We start from the raw sequence: 16,232 nt of genomic DNA, 5'->3' as shown, positions 1-16,232 counted from the left end.
CCCACCGGCAACCGAGCTGTCAACCAGCGGTTGACACTCGGCAGGGCGCAACCTACGGTTGACACATGACGACGAATCCGAGCATCACGTCATCCGTACGCCTCGACGAACTCATCACGGCGATCAAGAAGGTGCACGCGGAGCCCCTCGAACAGCTCCAGGACGCCGTCATCGCCGGCGAGCACCTCGGCGAGGTGGCCGACCACCTCATCGGCCACTTCGTGGACCAGGCCCGGCGTTCGGGCGCGTCCTGGACGGACATCGGCAAGAGCATGGGCGTCACCCGGCAGGCCGCGCAGAAGCGGTTCGTGCCCAAGGAATCCGCCGGCCTGGACGCGAGCCAGGGCTTCAGCCGCTACACGCCCCGCGCCCGCAACGCCGTGATGGCCGCCCACAACGCGGCCAAGACCGCCGGAAACACCGAGGGCCTGCCCGAGCACCTGGTCCTCGGCCTGCTCACGGAGAACGAGAGCCTCTCCGCCAAGGCGATCGCCGCACAGGGCGTGACGCCGGACGCGGTGCGGGAGGCGGCGACCGCGGCGCTCCCGCCCGCGGCGGCGGAGGTACCGGAGCTGGTGCCCTACGGCCCCGCCGCCAAGAAGGTCCTCGAACTCACCTTCCGCGAAGCCCTGCGCCTCGGCCACAACTACATCGGCACCGAGCACATCCTGCTCGCCCTGCTGGAGCACGAGCACGGCGAGGGCGTGCTCAGCGGACTCGGTCTCGGCAAGGAGGCCACCGAGCGGTACGTCACCGAGGCGCTGGCCCAGTTCATCGGGATGACCGAGGGGACGGAGGGGACGGAGGCCGGGCAGCAGGAGGGCTGAGAGCCGGCGCCCCGGCCACGGCGGGGGGCCGTTGTCAGTCCCTCCTGCGACACTCGCGACATGGCCGACCGGTGGGCGCTCGCCGTGGCCGAGGACGGTGGCGTGGAGGTCGCCCCCCTCGGCCCCGGCGGGCTGCCCGCGGGACCGGTGCGGCGGGAGCGGAGCCCGGCCGAGGCGGTGCGCGCCCGGCCGGACGTCTCGCGCTGGGTGTGGCGGTCCACCTCCGAGATCTACCCGCGCCTGCTCACCGAGGGGGTACGGGTCGATCGGTGCTACGACGTGGAGGCCGCCGAGACCCTCCTGCTGGGCCACGAGGGGCAGTACGGACAGCCGCGCTCGGCCGCCGCCGCCCTGGCCCGGCTGCACGGCGGCCCCGTACCGCCCGACCCGCCGCAGCGCTCCGCCGAGCCCGGCGCGCAGTCCTCGCTCTTCGAACCCCAGGGCGCCCACCTCCACCTGGTCGACCTGCTCGCCGTCTACGCCGAGCAGCAGCGCCGGCACGACCGGTCCGCGCACCCCGACCGGCTGCGGCTGCTGACGGCCGCCGAGTCGGCCGGGACGCTGGTGGCCGCCGAGATGAACCGCGCGGGGCTGCCCTGGCGGGCCGACGTGCACCGCGAGGTCCTGCACGACCTGCTCGGCGAGCGGTACGCGGGCGGCGGCGAGCCGCGCCGCCTGGCGGAGCTGGCCGAGGAGGTGTCCGCCGCCTTCGGCCGCCGGGTGCGGCCCGACCTGCCCGCGGACGTGGTCAAGGCGTTCGCGCAGGCCGGGATCAAGGTCGGCTCCACCCGCCGGTGGGAGATCGAGTCCGTCGACCACCCGGCCGTGAAGCCGCTGATCGAGTACAAGAAGCTGTACCGGATCTGGGTCGCCCACGGCTGGTCCTGGCTCCAGGACTGGGTGCGCGAGGGACGCTTCCGGCCCGAGTTCCTGGCCGGCGGCACCGTCACCGGACGCTGGGTGACCAACGGCGGGGGCGGGCTCCAGATCCCCAAGGTGATCCGGCGGGCCGTCGTCGCCGACCCGGGCTGGGTCCTGGTCGTCGCCGACGCCGACCAGATGGAGCCGCGGGTGCTGGCGGCGATCTCCCGGGACCCCGGCCTGATGGAGGTGGCCGGCCGGGAGACCGACCTCTACCAGTCCGTCTCCGACCGCGCCTTCTCCGGCGACCGCGACCAGGCCAAGCTCGCCGTGCTCGGCGCGGTCTACGGCCAGACCTCCGGCGACGGCCTGAAGAACCTCGCCGCGCTCAGACGCCGCTTCCCCCGGGCGGTGGCGTACGTCGACGACGCGGCCCGTGCGGGAGAGGAGGGGCGGCTCGTGCGGACCTGGCTGGGACGCACCTGCCCGCCGGCCGCCGGTTCCTCCGACGACGCGTCCGAGGAGGCCGGCATCCCGCAGGAGGAGCGGCCGCCGGACGTCCCCGGCCCGCAGGAGTGGGTGCCCGGCTACGCCTCCACCAACGCCCGCGCCCGGGGCCGCTTCGCCCGCAACTTCGTGGTCCAGGGCAGCGCCGCCGACTGGGCCCTGCTGCTGCTCGCCGCGCTGCGGCAGGCCTGCGCGGAGAAGGCGGCGGAGCTGGTCTTCTTCCAGCACGACGAGGTGATCGTGCACTGTCCGAGGCAGGAGGCCGGCGCCGTCGTCGCGGCGATACGGGAGTCGGCGGAGCTGGCGGGGCGGCTGACGTTCGGCCCGACGCCGGTGCGGTTTCCGTTCACCACGGCGGTGGTGGAGTGCTACGCGGACGCGAAGTGAGCGACGCGCGGGCACCCGGCCCGCCGTCAGATGATGGGCGGCCGTCCGAGCCGGGTGAGCCGCCCCACGGTCCGCCACCGCATCGGCCGCCGCTCCCCCGCGGGCCTGCGCATGCCTTCCACGAACCCGCCGAACCAGGCCCGCAGCCCGCCGAGCGACCGGTTGCGCGCCACCGTGAGCAGCATCCACACGCCGAGGTGGACGGGGATGAGCGGCAGCGGCAGCCGGCGCCGGGCCAGCCAGACGCGGTTGCGGGCGTTGACCCGGAAGTAGATGGCGTGCCGCGCGGGCGAGGTCTTCGGATGCTGGAGCAGCAGCTCGGGCGCGTAGAGGATGCGCCAGCCCGCGTCGGCGGCACGCCAGGCGAGGTCGGTCTCCTCGTGCGCGAAGAAGAACTCGGCGGGCCAGTCGCCGACCTCGTCGAGCATCGCCGACCGCAGCGCGTGCCCGCCGCCCAGGAAGCCGGTGACGTATCCGCCCCGCATGGGGTCGGAGGCCCCGACCCGGGGGACGTGCCGCTGCTGCGTCTCGCCGTGCTCGTCGGCGATCCGGAAGCCCACGATGCCGAGCCGCTCGTCGGCGGCGAACAGCTCCCCGACGCGGCGCAGTACGTCGGCGTCCACGAGGAGCCCGTCGTCGTCCAGTTCCACGACGACGTCGGTGTCACCGAACTCCCGCAACCGCGCGAGCGCCACGTTCCGTCCGCCGGGACAGCCGAGGTTCTCGTCGACCTCGATCGCCGTGACCTCGCCGGGCAGCGACAGCCGTGCGGCGAACTCGGGCAGCGGGCAGCCGTTGCCGACGATCACGATCCGGGCGGGCGGCACGTCCTGCTTGGCCACGGACTCCAGCAGGGCGTCGACCTCGGCGGGCCGGTTCCCCATGGTGACCACGGCGACGGCGATCCTCGGCGCCCCGACATCCCGGCCCGTGTCCTCGCCCATGCCTCACCTCGTTCCGGCCGACAGCGTGTGCGCGATGCTAACCGTTCACGACCACGATTCACGGCGTACGCCCGTCGGTGGGTCCGCGGTTCGCCGCACTGGCGGCGGTCACCGGCACACGGAGCAGAAGAAAAACCCCGGCCGGAAGCGATTCCGACTCGGGGTTTCGATGGAGCCGCCTTCGGGATTCGAACCCGAGACCTACGCATTACGAGTGCGTTGCTCTGGCCATCTGAGCTAAGGCGGCGCGCTGTGCACCCATGGTGCGATCAGCAACGTCGGTAAGTCTACACAGTTTCCGAGGGTGCTTCGCACCCGCCCCGGAGGCCTGGGCTCCGGGGCGGGCGGGACGGGCGTCCGGGGCGGCTACGAGCAGCGCTTGCCGTCTTCCGGCGCGGTGCCGCGCAGGAGGTAGGTGTTGATCGCGGAGTCGATGCAGGCGCTGCCGCGGCCGTAGGCGGTGTGGCCGTCGCCCTCGTAGGTGAGGAGGCGGCCGGAGGAGAGCTGGCCGGCCAGGGCCTCGGCCCAGCGGTAGGGGGTGGCCGGGTCGCGGGTGGTGCCGACCACGACGATCGGGGTGGCGCCGGCGGCCTCGATGCGGTGCGGCTCGCCCGTGGGCTCGACCGGCCAGTACGCGCAGTTCAGGGAGGACCAGGCGAGGCCCTCGCCGAAGACCGGGGACGCCTTCTCGAAGTCGGGGAGCGCGGCGCGCACCTGGTCGGGGGAGGAGAAGGCGGCGGGGAGGTCGAGGCAGTTCACGCTGGCGTTGGCGAACATCAGGTTGCTGTAGCTGCCGTCGGCCTCGCGCTCGTAGTAGCTGTCGGAGAGGACCAGCAGGCCCGCGCCGTCGTTCTCCTTCATCGCCGAGGTCAGGGACTCGCGCAGCTGCTGCCAGGCGCCCTCGTCGTACATCGCGGCGATCACGCCGGTGGTGGCGAGGGATTCGGTGAGCTTGCGGCCGTCGGCGTCGCCCGTGGGGATCGGCTTGGCGTCGAGGTCGTCGAAGAAGGCCTTGAGGTTCTTGCCGACCTGGCCGGGGGTGGTGTTCTTGTCGCCGAGGGGGCAGTCGCGCTGCGTCACGCAGTCCTTCGCGAAGGACTGGAACGCCGTCTCGAAGCCGGCCGTCTGCTCCAGGTTCAGGCGGCGCGCGGGCAGGGACGGGTCCATCGCGCCGTCCAGGACCAGGCGGCCCGCCCGGTCCGGGAACAGGCCGGCGTACGTCGCCCCGAGGAACGTGCCGTACGAGGCGCCGACGTAGGTCAGCTTCTCGTCGCCGAGGACCGCCCGCAGGATGTCCATGTCGCGGGCCGCCTCGACGGTCGACACGTGCCGCAGCAGCTTCGGCGCGTCCGCCCCGCAGCCCTCGGCGAACTCCTTGTACGCGTCGACCAGCTCGTCCGTCTCGCCCGCGTCGTCCGGGGTGACGTCCGTCTGCGTGTACGCGTCCATCTCGCGGCCGTCGAGGCACTCGATGGGCTCACTGCGGGCCACGCCCCGGGGGTCCACCGCCACCATGTCGTACTGGGCGCGGACCTCCTCCGGGTAGCCGATGCCCGCGTACTGCTGGAGGTAGCCGATCGCCGAGCCGCCCGGGCCGCCCGGGTTCACCAGCAGCGAGCCGAGGCGCTTCCCCGGGCCGGTGGCCTTCTTGCGGGCCACCGCGAGCCGGACCTCGCCCTCGGTCGGCTTCGCGTAGTCGAGCGGGGCCTTCATGGTGGCGCACTGGAAGCCGGGGACGCCGCAGTCGCGCCAGCCGAGCTTCTGCTCGTAGTACGGCGCCAGCTCGGAGGGGGTGGCCTGCGGCAGCGCGGCCAGCGAGGTCTTGGCCGGCTCCGTCGATCCCGGCGCCTCGGCCGCCGCCGGCCCGGCGGACGTCGAGGCGCCCTGGGCGGAGCAGGCGGTGGCGAGCAGCGCTGCGGCGAGCAGTGTGGCCGCGGTACGGGTCCTGCCGATGCGGGTCCTGCGGTGGGTGCGCCTTGTGTGCATTCAGCGAGCGTAACTCTGAGCGATCGTCTCGACGCTCAGCGTGCTCGACGTGCCTCGTACGAGTTACGCGGTCAACCGGGCGGCGCGGTCCCTGCCGGGGCGGCTCGGTCAGCCCGCTCTCAGGGCCATCGTCATCGCCTCCACCGCGAGCAGCGGCGGCACATTGCGGTCGAGGGCCTCCCCGCAGGCGGCGATGGCCTCGATGCGGCGGAGGGTGGCCTCCGGGGTGCTGCCGCGGGCGACGCGCTCCAGGGCGTCCTCGGCGTCGGCGTTGGCGATCGCCACGCGCGAGCCGAGCTGGAGGGCGAGCACGTCGCGGTAGAAGGCGGTGAGGTCGGTCAGGGCGAGGTCGAGGCTGTCTCGCTGGGTGCGGGTGCGGCGGCGCTTCTGGTTGTCCTCCAGGTCCTTGACCACGCCCGCCGTGCCGCGGGGCAGCCGGCCGCCCTGGGACGCGCCGAGGGCCGCCTTCAGTTCCTCGGTCTCCTTGGTGTCCATCACCTCGGCGAGCTGCTTGGCGTCCGCGGCCGCCGCGTCCACCAGCTCCTGGGCCGCCTTGAGCGCGCCGCCGACGTCCTCGACCCGCAGCGGCAGCTTCAGTACGGCGGCCCGGCGCTCGCGGGCGGTGGGGTCGGTGGCCAGGCGCCGGGCGCGGTCGACGTGGCCCTGGGTGGCGCGGGCCGCCGCGGCGGCCACGTCCGGCTCGATGCCTTCGCGACGTACGAGCATGTCGGCCACGGCCTCCACCGAGGGGGTGCGCAGATTCAGGTGGCGGCAGCGGGAGCGGATGGTGGGCAGGACGTCCTCGATGGACGGGGCGCACAGCAGCCACACCGTCCGCGGGGCGGGCTCCTCGACGGCCTTGAGGACTGCGTTGGCGGACTTCTCGTTCAGCCGCTCGGCGTCCTCGACGAGGATGATCTGCCAGCGGCCGGTCGCCGGCGAGGTGAAGGACTTGCGGACGGTGTCCCGCATGTCGGCGACGCGGATCTCCGCGCCCACGGCGGTGACCGTGCTGACGTCGGCGTGGGTGCCGACGAGGGCGGTGTGGCAGCCGTCGCAGAAGCCGCAGCCGGGGACTCCGCCGAGCGCCCGGTCGGGGCTCACGCACTGGAGCGCGGCGGCGAAGGAGCGCGCCGTCTGCGTCACCCCGGAGCCGGGCGGCCCGGTGAACAGCCAGGCATGGGTCATGCTCGACGCCTCGGGCAGCGGACCGTCGGCCGCGGCGGCCGTGACGAAGGCGTCGGCGTCCCGGGCGGCGGCGGCGAGCTGCTCGCTCACCTGCTCCTGCCCGACGAGGTCGTCCCACACGCTCACGGGTCACGCCGTCCTTCCGTCACACTCCGCCGTCGTACCGCGCCGCGCCCCGCACTCCGCGTCGCGCCCTCCATTGTGCGGGGCGGCACTGACAACGGGCGCCGGGGCCGGGGCGCGCGGGGGTGCCGGCGGCTCAGCGCCGTCCCCGGCCGCCCTTGCCGCGGCGGCCTCCGTCGCCGCGATCGTCCACCTGGGGATCGTCCCCGTCGCGCGGGCCGAGCAGCTCGTCCGCCAGCGTCGGCAGGTCGTCCAGCGGGGTCTCCTCGGCCCAGTCGGAGCGCCGCCTGCGCGGCGGTGCCTGGTCGGGGTCGACGCGGGGCAGTTCGCGGGTGCGGTCCTGGGGCTCGGGGGACCGGTCGGGACCGGCGGCCGGGTCCTCCTTGCGGAAGTAGTCCGACGGCACCCGGTCGGCGGGGTCGTCCGCGCGTACGGGCGGCAGCACGGCCGTCTCCTCGGCGGCCGACGGCGTGACGGACGGCAGTACCGCCGTCTCGTCCTCGGCCCGCGGCTCCACCGCCGGCAGGACCGCCGTCTCGTCCGCCGCGCCCGCCGGAGCGGGCGGTTTGGGCAGCTCGGTCGTCACCTCGGACTCGGACTCCCCGGACGCCCCGCCGTCACGGGCGCCGTCCTCAGCCGCGTCGCCGTGCGAGTCCTCCGGCTCCCGCACCGGCCGCAGTACCGCCGTGTCCTCCACCGGACCGCCGGACGCGTTCGTCGGAGTCACGATCGGGGTCGGCACGGTGGCCGCGTCCGAGTGGTGCGGAGCGGCCGGTGCGGGGCGGGGTGCCCCGGCCGCGGGCGGAACCGTCGGCTTCGGGCCGGTCGCGGCGGCCGCCGCCGCCTGCTCCGCCGCCCGGCGTGCCTCCTCGGCACGCATCAGGGCCTCCTCGGCCTTGCGCTGCTTCTCCAGGCGCCGGGCCTCGGCCTCGGCCCGCAGCCGCTCCTCCTCCTCGGCCTGCTTGCGCCGCCGCTCCTCCTCGGCGCGGCGACGTGCCTCCTCCTCGGCCCGCGCCTTCTCCTCGGCGAGGAGCCGGGCCCGCTCCTCCTCGGCCTTGCGGCGCGCTTCCTCGGCCCGCCGCCGGGCCTCCTCCGCCTGCCGCTCGGCCTCGCGCCGCTGCGCCTCCTCCAACTCGCGCCGCTTGCGCTCCTCCTCCTCGGCGCGCAGCCGCTCCAGCTGTTCGAGGCGCTCGCGCTCCAGGCGCTCCTCCTCGGCCTTGCGCGCGGCCTCTTCCTCGGCCTTGCGGCGCGCCTCCTCCTCGGCCTTGCGCCGTGCCTCCTCCTGGGCCTTGACCTCGGCCTCCGACAGCGGCAGCACCTGGTCGAGCCGGTGGCGCACGACGGTGGTGACGGCCTCGGGCTCCTGGCCGGCGTCCACGACGAGGTAGCGGCCGGGGTCGGCGGCGGCCAGGGCGAGGAAGCCGGAGCGCACGCGCGCGTGGAACTCGGCGGGCTCCGACTCCAGCCGGTCCGGCGCCTCGGTGAACCGCTCGCGCGCGGCTTCCGGCGAGACGTCCAGCAGGACGGTCAGGTGCGGCACGAGCCCGTTGGTCGCCCAGCGGTTGATGCGGGCGATCTCGGTCGGCGACAGGTCGCGCCCGGCGCCCTGGTAGGCCACCGAGGAGTCGATGTACCGGTCGGAGATGACCACGGCGCCGCGCTCCAGGGCGGGCCGGACCACGGTGTCGACGTGCTCCGCGCGGTCGGCGGCGTACAGCAGCGCCTCCGCGCGGTGCGACAGACCGGCGCTCGACACGTCGAGCAGGATGGAGCGCAGACGCTTGCCGACGGGGGTCGCCCCGGGCTCGCGCGTCAGCACGACCTCGTGGCCCTTGCCCCTGATCCACTCGGCGAGGGCCTCGGCCTGGGTGGACTTGCCGGCGCCGTCGCCGCCCTCCAGGGCGATGAAGAATCCGTTCGCCGCGGGTGTGGGCGCCGGGTCGTCGCCGCCGAGCAGCGCGTCGCGCAGGTCGTGCCGCAGCGGCACCCCGGAGCGGTCGTCGACCTTGGCCAGCACCAGCGCGGCCAGCGGCAGCAGCAGCGCGCCGGCCAGCATCAGCACGAACGCGGCCCCGCCGTGCGCGAAGACGAACTTGCCGTTCTCCAGCCGGTGCGGCCCGATCGACGCCGCCACCACGGGGGCGACGACCGCGCCGAGCGCCACGTACACCCGGACGACCGCGTGCAGGTGCTCGGTGGTCCGCGCCCGACGGTGGTCCTCGGTCTCCTGGTCGAGCAGGGTGTGCCCGGTGTTCGCGGCCACGCCCGCGGCGGCGCCGGTCAGCGCCAGGAGCAGCAGGACGGTGGTGTCGTCCGGCACCAGCCCGGCGGCCAGCAGGGCGACACCGGCGAAGGCGATCGCCAGCGCCAGCAGCCGCCGGCGCGACAGGGACGGCAGCAGGGCCGGCGCCGTGCGGATGCCGACGACGACGCCGCCGGTCAGCGCGCCGACCATCAGCCCGTACAGCACCGGGCCGCCGCCGAGGTCCTTGGCGTGCAGCACCGCCACGGCGACCGCGGCGGCCACCACGGCGGCGACCGCGGCACAGGCGAGGACCAGCAGGGGCAGGGCGCCGGTGCGGCCCTTGTCGACGCCCGTGCCGCTCTTCGGGCGGCGCATGCCCTCCAGCGGCGACCGCGCGCGCGGTGTGCGCACCGAGGGCAGCTCCAGGAAGGTCACCACGGACAGGGACGCGGCGAACAGCCCGGCCGCCACGTACGAGGCGAGGGCCGCCTGGTGCCCGGCGAACCAGTCGACGCCGGCGCCCAGCAGGTTGTTCAGCAGGCCCGCGACGACCAGGGCGGCGCCGGCGAGCGGGACCGCCACGAAGCCCGTGCGCAGCGACAGGCGGCGCAGCGCGTCCATGTGGTCCGGCAGCGGGCGCACCGTCGCGCCCTCCGGGGGCGGCGCGGGCAGCAGCGCGGGCGCCGCGCTCTCCCGGCACACCGTCCAGAAGCGCTCGGCGACCCCGGTGACGAAGGCGGTCACCAGGAGGTAGGCCAGCGCGTCGTCCGGCGTCCAGTCGATCCACAGCGGCGCCACGATCAGCAGCGCGGCCCGCAGCCCGTCGGCGCCGACCATGGTCCAGCGGCGGTCGAGCGGACCGTCGGGTGAGGTGAGCGAGGTGAGCGGGCCGAGCAGTACGGCACCGAAGAGCAGCGTCGCGAGGATGCGCACGCCGAAAACGGTCGCCACTGCGAACGCCACGCCCCGGTACCCACCGCCGAAGGAGCCCGCGCCGATCGCGGCCTGCACGGCGAGGAGGACCAGCACCAGGAGGGCGAGGATGTCGCCGACACCCCCCACGAGCTGTGCGCTCCACAACCGCCTCAACTGCGGTCGGCGCAGCAGGGCGCGGACGGCACGCTCGCGGGAGTCCGCGACGAGGGCGTCGTCCGGGGCGGGGTGAGGGGCCGTTGGCTGCTCGGCTCGCGTCATGCGTTCAGCCTATCGGTCGGCGCGGACAGTCCGGCGTTCCCGGCCGAACGCACGCACGCCCCGGCACCGCAAGGGTGCCGGGGCGTTCGCTCAGCGAACGACGAAGACCGCCGGTGCGGGATGCTGAGGCGGGCTCAGTCCTCCGGGCCCTGGGCGGCGGTCGCCTTCTTGGCGGCCGTCTTGCCGGCTGTCTTGGTGGCCGTCTTCTTCGCCGCCGTCTTGGCCGTGGTCTTCTTGGCGGCCGTCGTCTTGGCCGCCGCCGTCTTCTTGGCGGCGGTCTTCTTGGCGGGGGCCTTCTTGGCGGCCGTCTTCTTCGTGGCCTTCTTCGCCGTCTTCTTGGCGGGGCCCTTGGCGCGCTTCTCGGCCAGCAGCTCGTAGCCGCGCTCCGGCGTGATGTCCTCCACGCTGTCGCCGGAGCGCAGGGTCGCGTTGGTCTCGCCGTCGGTGACGTACGGGCCGAAGCGGCCGTCCTTGACCACGACGGGCTTCTCACTGACCGGGTCGGTGCCCAGCTCCTTCAGCGGCGGTTTGGCCGCGGCCCGGCCACGCTGCTTGGGCTGGGCGTAGATCGCCAGCGCCTCCTCCAGCGTGATCGTGAAGAGCTGCTCCTCGGAGGTGAGGGACCGCGAGTCCGTGCCCTTCTTCAGGTACGGGCCGTAGCGGCCGTTCTGCGCGGTGATCTCGACGCCCTCGGCGTCGGTGCCGACCACGCGCGGCAGCGACATGAGCTTCAGGGCGTCGTCGAGGGTCACCGTGTCCAGGGACATCGACTTGAACAGCGAGGCCGTACGCGGCTTCACGGCGTTCTTGCCGGTCTTCGGGGTGCCTTCGGGCAGCACCTCGGTGACGTACGGGCCGTAGCGGCCGTCCTTGGCGACGATGGCGTGGCCGGTGGCCGGGTCGGTGCCCAGCTCGAAGTCGCCGCTCGGCTTGGCGAGCAGCTCCTCCGCCAGCTCGACGGACAGCTCGTCGGGCGCCAGGTCCTCGGGGACGTCGGCGCGCTGGTGGTTCTCGGAGTCCTTCTCGCCGCGCTCGACGTACGGGCCGTAGCGGCCGACGCGCAGCACGATGTCGTTGCCGACGGGGAAGGAGGACACCTCGCGCGCGTCGATGGCGCCGAGGTCGGTCACCAGCTCCTTGAGACCGCCGAGGTGGTCCCCGTCGCCGTTGCCGGCGTCGGCGGCGCCGCCGCCTCCCGCGCCGTCGCCCTCGCCGAAGTAGAAGCGCCGCAGCCACGGCACCGCCTGGGCCTCGCCGCGGGCGATGGCGTCGAGGTCGTCCTCCATCTTGGCGGTGAAGTCGTAGTCGACGAGCCGGCCGAAGTGCTTCTCCAGGAGGTTGACCACGGCGAAGGAGAGGAAGGACGGGACGAGTGCCGTGCCCTTCTTGAAGACGTAGCCGCGGTCCAGGATGGTGCCAATGATCGACGCGTACGTCGAGGGGCGGCCGATCTCGCGCTCTTCCAGCTCCTTGACCAGCGACGCCTCGGTGTAGCGGGCCGGGGGCTTGGTGGCGTGGCCGTCGACCGTGATCTCGTCGGCCGTCAGCGCGTCGCCCTCGGCGACCTGCGGCAGCCGGCGCTCGCGGTCGTCCAGCTCGGCGTTCGGGTCGTCGGCGCCTTCGACGTAGGCCTTGAGGAAGCCGTGGAAGGTGATCGTCTTGCCGGACGCGCTGAACTCGACGTCCCGGCCGTCGGAGGCGGAGCCGCCGATCTTCACGGTGACGCTGTTGCCGGTCGCGTCCTTCATCTGGGAGGCGACCGTCCGCTTCCAGATCAGCTCGTACAGCTTGAACTGGTCGCCGGTCAGTCCGGTCTCGGCGGGCGTGCGGAAGCGGTCGCCGGAGGGGCGGATCGCCTCGTGCGCCTCCTGCGCGTTCTTGACCTTGCCGGCGTACGTCCGCGGCTGCGCGGGCAGGTAGTCGGCGCCGTACAGCTGCGTGACCTGGGCGCGGGCGGCGGCGACCGCCGTGTCGCTCAGCGTCGTCGAGTCCGTACGCATGTAGGTGATGTAGCCGTTCTCGTACAGCTTCTGCGCGATCTGCATCGTCGCCTTGGCGCCGAAGCCGAGCTTGCGCGAGGCCTCCTGCTGGAGGGTCGTCGTACGGAACGGGGCGTACGGCGAGCGGCGGTACGGCTTGGACTCGACGGAGCGGACCGCGAAGCGCGTGTCCTCCAGCGCGGCGGCGAGCGCGCGGGCGTTCGCCTCGTCGAGGTGGAGGGTGTTCGCGCTCTTCAGCTGTCCCAGGGAGTCGAAGTCGCGGCCCTGCGCGACCCGGCGTCCGTCGACCGTCTGGAGGCGGGCGACCAGCGAGGACGGGTCGGAGGCGTCGCCGGCGCGGCCGGTGGCGAAGGTACCGGTGAGGTCCCAGTACTCGGCGGAGCGGAACGCCATGCGCTCGCGCTCCCGCTCGACCACGAGCCGGGTCGCGACGGACTGGACGCGGCCGGCCGACAGGCGCGGCATGACCTTCTTCCACAGAACCGGCGAGACCTCGTAGCCGTAGAGGCGGTCGAGGATGCGGCGGGTCTCCTGGGCGTCGACGAGCTTCTGGTTGAGCTGGCGCGGGTTGGCGACTGCGGCCCGGATCGCGTCCTTGGTGATCTCGTGGAACACCATGCGCTTGACCGGGATCTTCGGCTTGAGGACTTCCTGGAGGTGCCAGGCGATGGCCTCGCCCTCGCGGTCCTCATCGGTGGCGAGGAAGAGTTCGTCGGAGTCCTTCAGCAGATCCTTGAGCTTCTTGACCTGCGCCTTCTTGTCGGCGTTGACCACATAGATGGGCTGGAAGTCGTGTTCGACGTCCACACCGAGGCGGCGGACCTCGCCGGTGTACTTCTCCGGCACCTCCGCCGCGCCGCTGGGAAGGTCGCGGATGTGCCCGACGCTCGCCTCGACGACGTAACCAGGGCCGAGATAGCCCTTGATCGTCTTCGCCTTGGCAGGCGACTCGACGATGACGAGTCGGCGGCCGCCGTTCGCGGTCTCGCTGGTCGGGGACAACTTCGCTCTTCTCTCCGGTCGACGCTGGGGCCTCCCCAGGCAGTGCTCCCGGGGTCGGGTCGTGCTGCGTTTCGGTCGTGACGCTGCGGAGTGTGACGGTACCTCCCGCCCCCGTGTCAAACGGGAAAAGCCCGCAACGGCCACTCGAACGGTAACCCGACGAACCCTGTTCCTGCCGCCCGGAGTGCTGACCGGCCCTGACGCGGGTATCCGGAGCGCGACCCGCCGGTTACCCGGGCGGAGGTGCGGCCGGGGTCCGGATCCGGCCCCTCACACGCGGGTCAGGCACCAGACCCCGACGGCCAGCGCGACGACTCCGGTGAGGCTCGCCACGGCCGCCGATGCGACGGGGCTCACACCGAGCGCGACCGGGCGGCCGTGCCGCACCCGTGTCGCGGTCCACACCAGCAGACCGGCCCCGAACAGGGCGAACACCATCCCCGCGAAGATCGCCGGTCCGCTCTCCATGGCCCCGTGCCCCTTTTCTCCAGCCCGCGCGTGTCCAGCCTCGGGGAGGCTGTCACGCGCGGGCGGCGGGGAGACGAACCCGAGGTGAACGGGGAGCCGACGGCTTTCGCCCATGGCTCGTTTCCCTCGCCCTGGCCCTCACCCTCGCGGAACGGGAAGCGGCCGGGGCCCGGCGGCGTCCCGCTACGCCGGTTCGATGAAGCCCTGCTCCACCAGCAGCCGGATCTGCGCGGGCGTGCGGTCGCGCAGCGCCACCGGGTCCTCGCCCACCAGCTGGGCGATGGCGTCCAGGATGCGGCCGGCGCTCATGGTGCCGTCGCAGACGCCCGCGAAGCCCGCGCCGACCGTGTCGACGCGGGTGGCGCGGCGCATGCCGCGGTTCTGGCGCAGTACGACGTGCTCGGGGTCCTCGGCGCCGGGCAGGCCGACCTGTTCCTGGACGACCTCGCCGGCCAGCGTGAAACGGGCCTCCAGGAGGGCCGCGTCGTCATGGGCGCGCAGGTAGTCGACGCGGTCGAAGTGCTCGCGCACCGTCTCGCCGAGAGGCTGCTCGACGGGGTGCGGCCACTCCTCGACGGTGACCGAGGGCTCGGCGGCCCCGGTGCGGCGCAGGGTGATCCAGCCGAAGCCGACGGCCTTGACCTTGCGCGCCTCGAACTCGTCCAGCCACGCGTCGTACCGCGCCTGGTACTCGGCCGGGTCGGCGCGGTGGTCGCCCGCGTCCCTGAGCCACAGCTCGGCGTACTGGGTGACGTCCTGCACCTCGCGCTGCACGATCCAGGCGTCACAGCCGCGCGGCACCCAGGAGCGCAGCCGGTCCGTCCAGTCCTCCCCCTCCACGTGCTGCCAGTTGGCGAGGAAGTGCGCGAACCCGCCCTCGTTCAGCTTCTCCCCCGTCTCCTGAACGAGCGACCGGCACAGATCGTCCCCGCCCATCCCGCCGTCCCGGTAGGTGAGGCGGGCGCCGGGCGAGATCACGAACGGCGGGTTGGAGACGATCAGGTCGTACGTCTCGTCGTCGCGGACGGGCTCGTACAGGGAGCCCTCGCGCAGGTCGGCGGCCTGGGCGCCGGAGAGGGCGAGGGTGAGCGCGGTGATGTGCAGCGCGCGCGGGTTCACGTCGGTCGCGGTCACGCGCGTGGCGTGGCGGGAGGCGTGCAGGGCCTGGATGCCGGATCCGGTGCCGAGGTCGAGGGCCGCGGAGACGGGCGTACGGACGGTGAGGCCGGCCAGCGTCATGGAGGCGCCGCCGACGCCGAGGACGACGCCCTCCGCGCGGTGACCGATTCCGCCCGCGCCGCCGACCGCGCAGCCGAGGTCGGAGACGATGAACCAGTCCTCGCCGCCGGGCCCGCCGTACGGCCGAACGTCCACGGTGGCGGCCACCTCGTCGTCGCCCGCGCGGACGAGCCAGCCGCTCTCCAGGCAGGCGTCGACGGGCAGGACGTCCGCCACGCGCGCGTGGGGCACGGGTTGCTGGAGCAGGAACAGCCTGACGAGCCGTTCGAGCGGCGTGTCGCCGCGGGTGGCCCGCAGGGCGGGCACGGTCTCGCTGCGGGACAGCGCCGCGTAGGCGGGGGCGCCGAGCAGCTCCAGCAGTCCGTCGGCGGTGAAGGACGCCCCGAGCAGGGCGTCCCGCAGCCGGGCGGAGACGTCGGGCCGGTCGGCGGAGGGCAGGGGGGACAGGCTGGCGTTACTCACACCCCCATTGTGGCCCGCCTCGCGCCCCCTGCCTCCGGAGCGGACGTCAGCCGGTGGTGGCCGACGGCGTCACCGAGGCGGACTTGCAGCTGGCCTGCTTGGCCATCGCCTGGCCGACGTCGCCCTCCTCCAGGGTCTTCAGCGCGTCGCTGCCGCTCTTGCTGAGCTTGTTGAGCTCGGTGGCGATGTCCTTGAGGCCGTCGGCGAACTTCGCCTGGTCCTTGGTGTCGAGTCCCTCCACCTGCTTCTTCAGGGAGGCGTACGACGAGGAGAGGCTGTTGAGCTCGGTGACGGCGTCCTTCTGCTTCTTCTCACCGTCCTCGACGTCCGGGGCCCCGGCCTTCTGGACGGCGCCGCCCATCGCCTTGTAGGCGTCGGACATGTCCTGGAACGCCTGCGCGTCGGTCTTCTGGACCTCGGCGGGCGTGCTGTTGTCCGAGGTCTCCTTCTGGATCGCGGAGTTGGCGGCCTCGATCTTCTTGGCCTGCGGCTGCACCGCGTCGCAGACCTCCTTCGCCCAGGCGTCCAGCTTCTCGTTGTCGTCGCTGCTGCTGCATCCCGTCAGCGCCAGTACCAGTACCGCACCGCCGGACAGTGCGGCCGCGAGCTTCTTGTTCACCGGATTGGTCCCTTCCATGGCTCTCGGCCCCGGAACATACACGCCGGATGGAGGACATCCGCAGGACGAACATCCGTTAAGACCGTATTGAAGCCATTTGCACCAAGAGAGAGAAGGCTCACGGTGGACGGCGCGCGCAGGCACGAAGCGGGCGGACGACGCGTCAACGCGCGCCGTCCG

10 protein-coding genes and 1 tRNA gene are annotated in these 16,232 nt (G+C 73.6%); 2 read left to right on the top strand and 9 right to left on the bottom strand.

Features of this window, described 5'->3' with window-relative positions:
• Nucleotides 1–65 precede the first annotated feature (65 nt).
• A complete protein-coding gene (locus ACFW47_RS11410; protein WP_386279532.1) occupies nucleotides 66–827 on the top strand; it encodes a Clp protease N-terminal domain-containing protein in 762 nt (253 codons plus the stop codon).
• Nucleotides 828–887: 60 nt separating this feature from the next.
• Nucleotides 888–2,582, top strand: a complete 1,695-nt coding sequence (locus ACFW47_RS11405) for a bifunctional 3'-5' exonuclease/DNA polymerase (protein ID WP_386305610.1) — start codon at nucleotides 888–890, stop codon at nucleotides 2,580–2,582.
• 26 nt (nucleotides 2,583–2,608) lie between these two features.
• On the opposite strand, the gene ACFW47_RS11400 is transcribed toward ACFW47_RS11405, so the two are convergent.
• The 9 genes from ACFW47_RS11400 to ACFW47_RS11360 form a co-directional block, all read right to left on the bottom strand.
• The gene (locus tag ACFW47_RS11400; RefSeq protein WP_386305608.1) at nucleotides 2,609–3,526 is read right to left on the bottom strand and encodes a glycosyltransferase family 2 protein; all 918 of its coding nucleotides are present in this window, start codon (nucleotides 3,524–3,526) and stop codon (nucleotides 2,609–2,611) included.
• 170 nt (nucleotides 3,527–3,696) lie between these two features.
• Nucleotides 3,697–3,773, bottom strand: a tRNA-Thr gene (locus tag ACFW47_RS11395).
• 119 nt (nucleotides 3,774–3,892) lie between these two features.
• Nucleotides 3,893–5,512, bottom strand: a complete 1,620-nt coding sequence (locus tag ACFW47_RS11390; RefSeq protein WP_386279538.1) for an alpha/beta hydrolase — start codon at nucleotides 5,510–5,512, stop codon at nucleotides 3,893–3,895.
• Between the two features lie 108 nt (nucleotides 5,513–5,620).
• Nucleotides 5,621–6,826, bottom strand: a complete 1,206-nt coding sequence (locus ACFW47_RS11385; RefSeq protein WP_386279540.1) for a DNA polymerase III subunit delta' — start codon at nucleotides 6,824–6,826, stop codon at nucleotides 5,621–5,623.
• 133 nt (nucleotides 6,827–6,959) lie between these two features.
• Complete coding sequence (tmk, locus tag ACFW47_RS11380; RefSeq protein ID WP_386305606.1) at nucleotides 6,960–10,262, bottom strand: dTMP kinase; 3,303 nt, start codon at nucleotides 10,260–10,262, stop codon at nucleotides 6,960–6,962.
• Between the two features lie 134 nt (nucleotides 10,263–10,396).
• Nucleotides 10,397–13,264: a type I DNA topoisomerase gene (topA, locus tag ACFW47_RS11375; RefSeq protein WP_386279545.1), complete on the bottom strand. Its 2,868-nt coding sequence runs from the start codon at nucleotides 13,262–13,264 to the stop codon at nucleotides 10,397–10,399.
• 270 nt (nucleotides 13,265–13,534) lie between these two features.
• A complete protein-coding gene (locus ACFW47_RS11370) occupies nucleotides 13,535–13,732 on the bottom strand; it encodes a hypothetical protein (protein WP_386279547.1) in 198 nt (65 codons plus the stop codon).
• Nucleotides 13,733–13,915: 183 nt separating this feature from the next.
• Nucleotides 13,916–15,433: a methyltransferase gene (locus ACFW47_RS11365; protein WP_386279549.1), complete on the bottom strand. Its 1,518-nt coding sequence runs from the start codon at nucleotides 15,431–15,433 to the stop codon at nucleotides 13,916–13,918.
• A gap of 46 nt (nucleotides 15,434–15,479) precedes the next feature.
• Complete coding sequence (locus ACFW47_RS11360; protein ID WP_386279551.1) at nucleotides 15,480–16,070, bottom strand: small secreted protein; 591 nt, start codon at nucleotides 16,068–16,070, stop codon at nucleotides 15,480–15,482.
• Between the last annotated feature and the right edge of the window lie 162 nt (nucleotides 16,071–16,232).

This window comes from Streptomyces sp. NPDC058796 (assembly GCF_042745235.1).
Classification (GTDB): Bacteria; Actinomycetota; Actinomycetes; order Streptomycetales; family Streptomycetaceae; genus Streptomyces.
The sequence above is the reverse complement of the archived record's forward strand: the minus strand, read 5'-3'. Positions and strand labels throughout refer to the sequence as shown.

What these genes read in the sequence shown, in the direction of transcription:
- ACFW47_RS11400 (WP_386305608.1), bottom strand. Translation starts at nt 3,526, where the DNA reads ATGGGCGAGGACACGGGCCGGGATGTCGGGGCGCCGAGGATCGCCGTC.
- tmk (WP_386305606.1), bottom strand. Translation starts at nt 10,262, where the DNA reads ATGACGCGAGCCGAGCAGCCAACGGCCCCTCACCCCGCCCCGGACGAC.
- ACFW47_RS11370 (WP_386279547.1), bottom strand. Translation starts at nt 13,732, where the DNA reads ATGGAGAGCGGACCGGCGATCTTCGCGGGGATGGTGTTCGCCCTGTTC.
- ACFW47_RS11390 (WP_386279538.1), bottom strand. Translation starts at nt 5,512, where the DNA reads ATGCACACAAGGCGCACCCACCGCAGGACCCGCATCGGCAGGACCCGT.
- ACFW47_RS11405 (WP_386305610.1), top strand. Translation starts at nt 888, where the DNA reads ATGGCCGACCGGTGGGCGCTCGCCGTGGCCGAGGACGGTGGCGTGGAG.
- ACFW47_RS11410 (WP_386279532.1), top strand. Translation starts at nt 66, where the DNA reads ATGACGACGAATCCGAGCATCACGTCATCCGTACGCCTCGACGAACTC.
- ACFW47_RS11360 (WP_386279551.1), bottom strand. Translation starts at nt 16,070, where the DNA reads ATGGAAGGGACCAATCCGGTGAACAAGAAGCTCGCGGCCGCACTGTCC.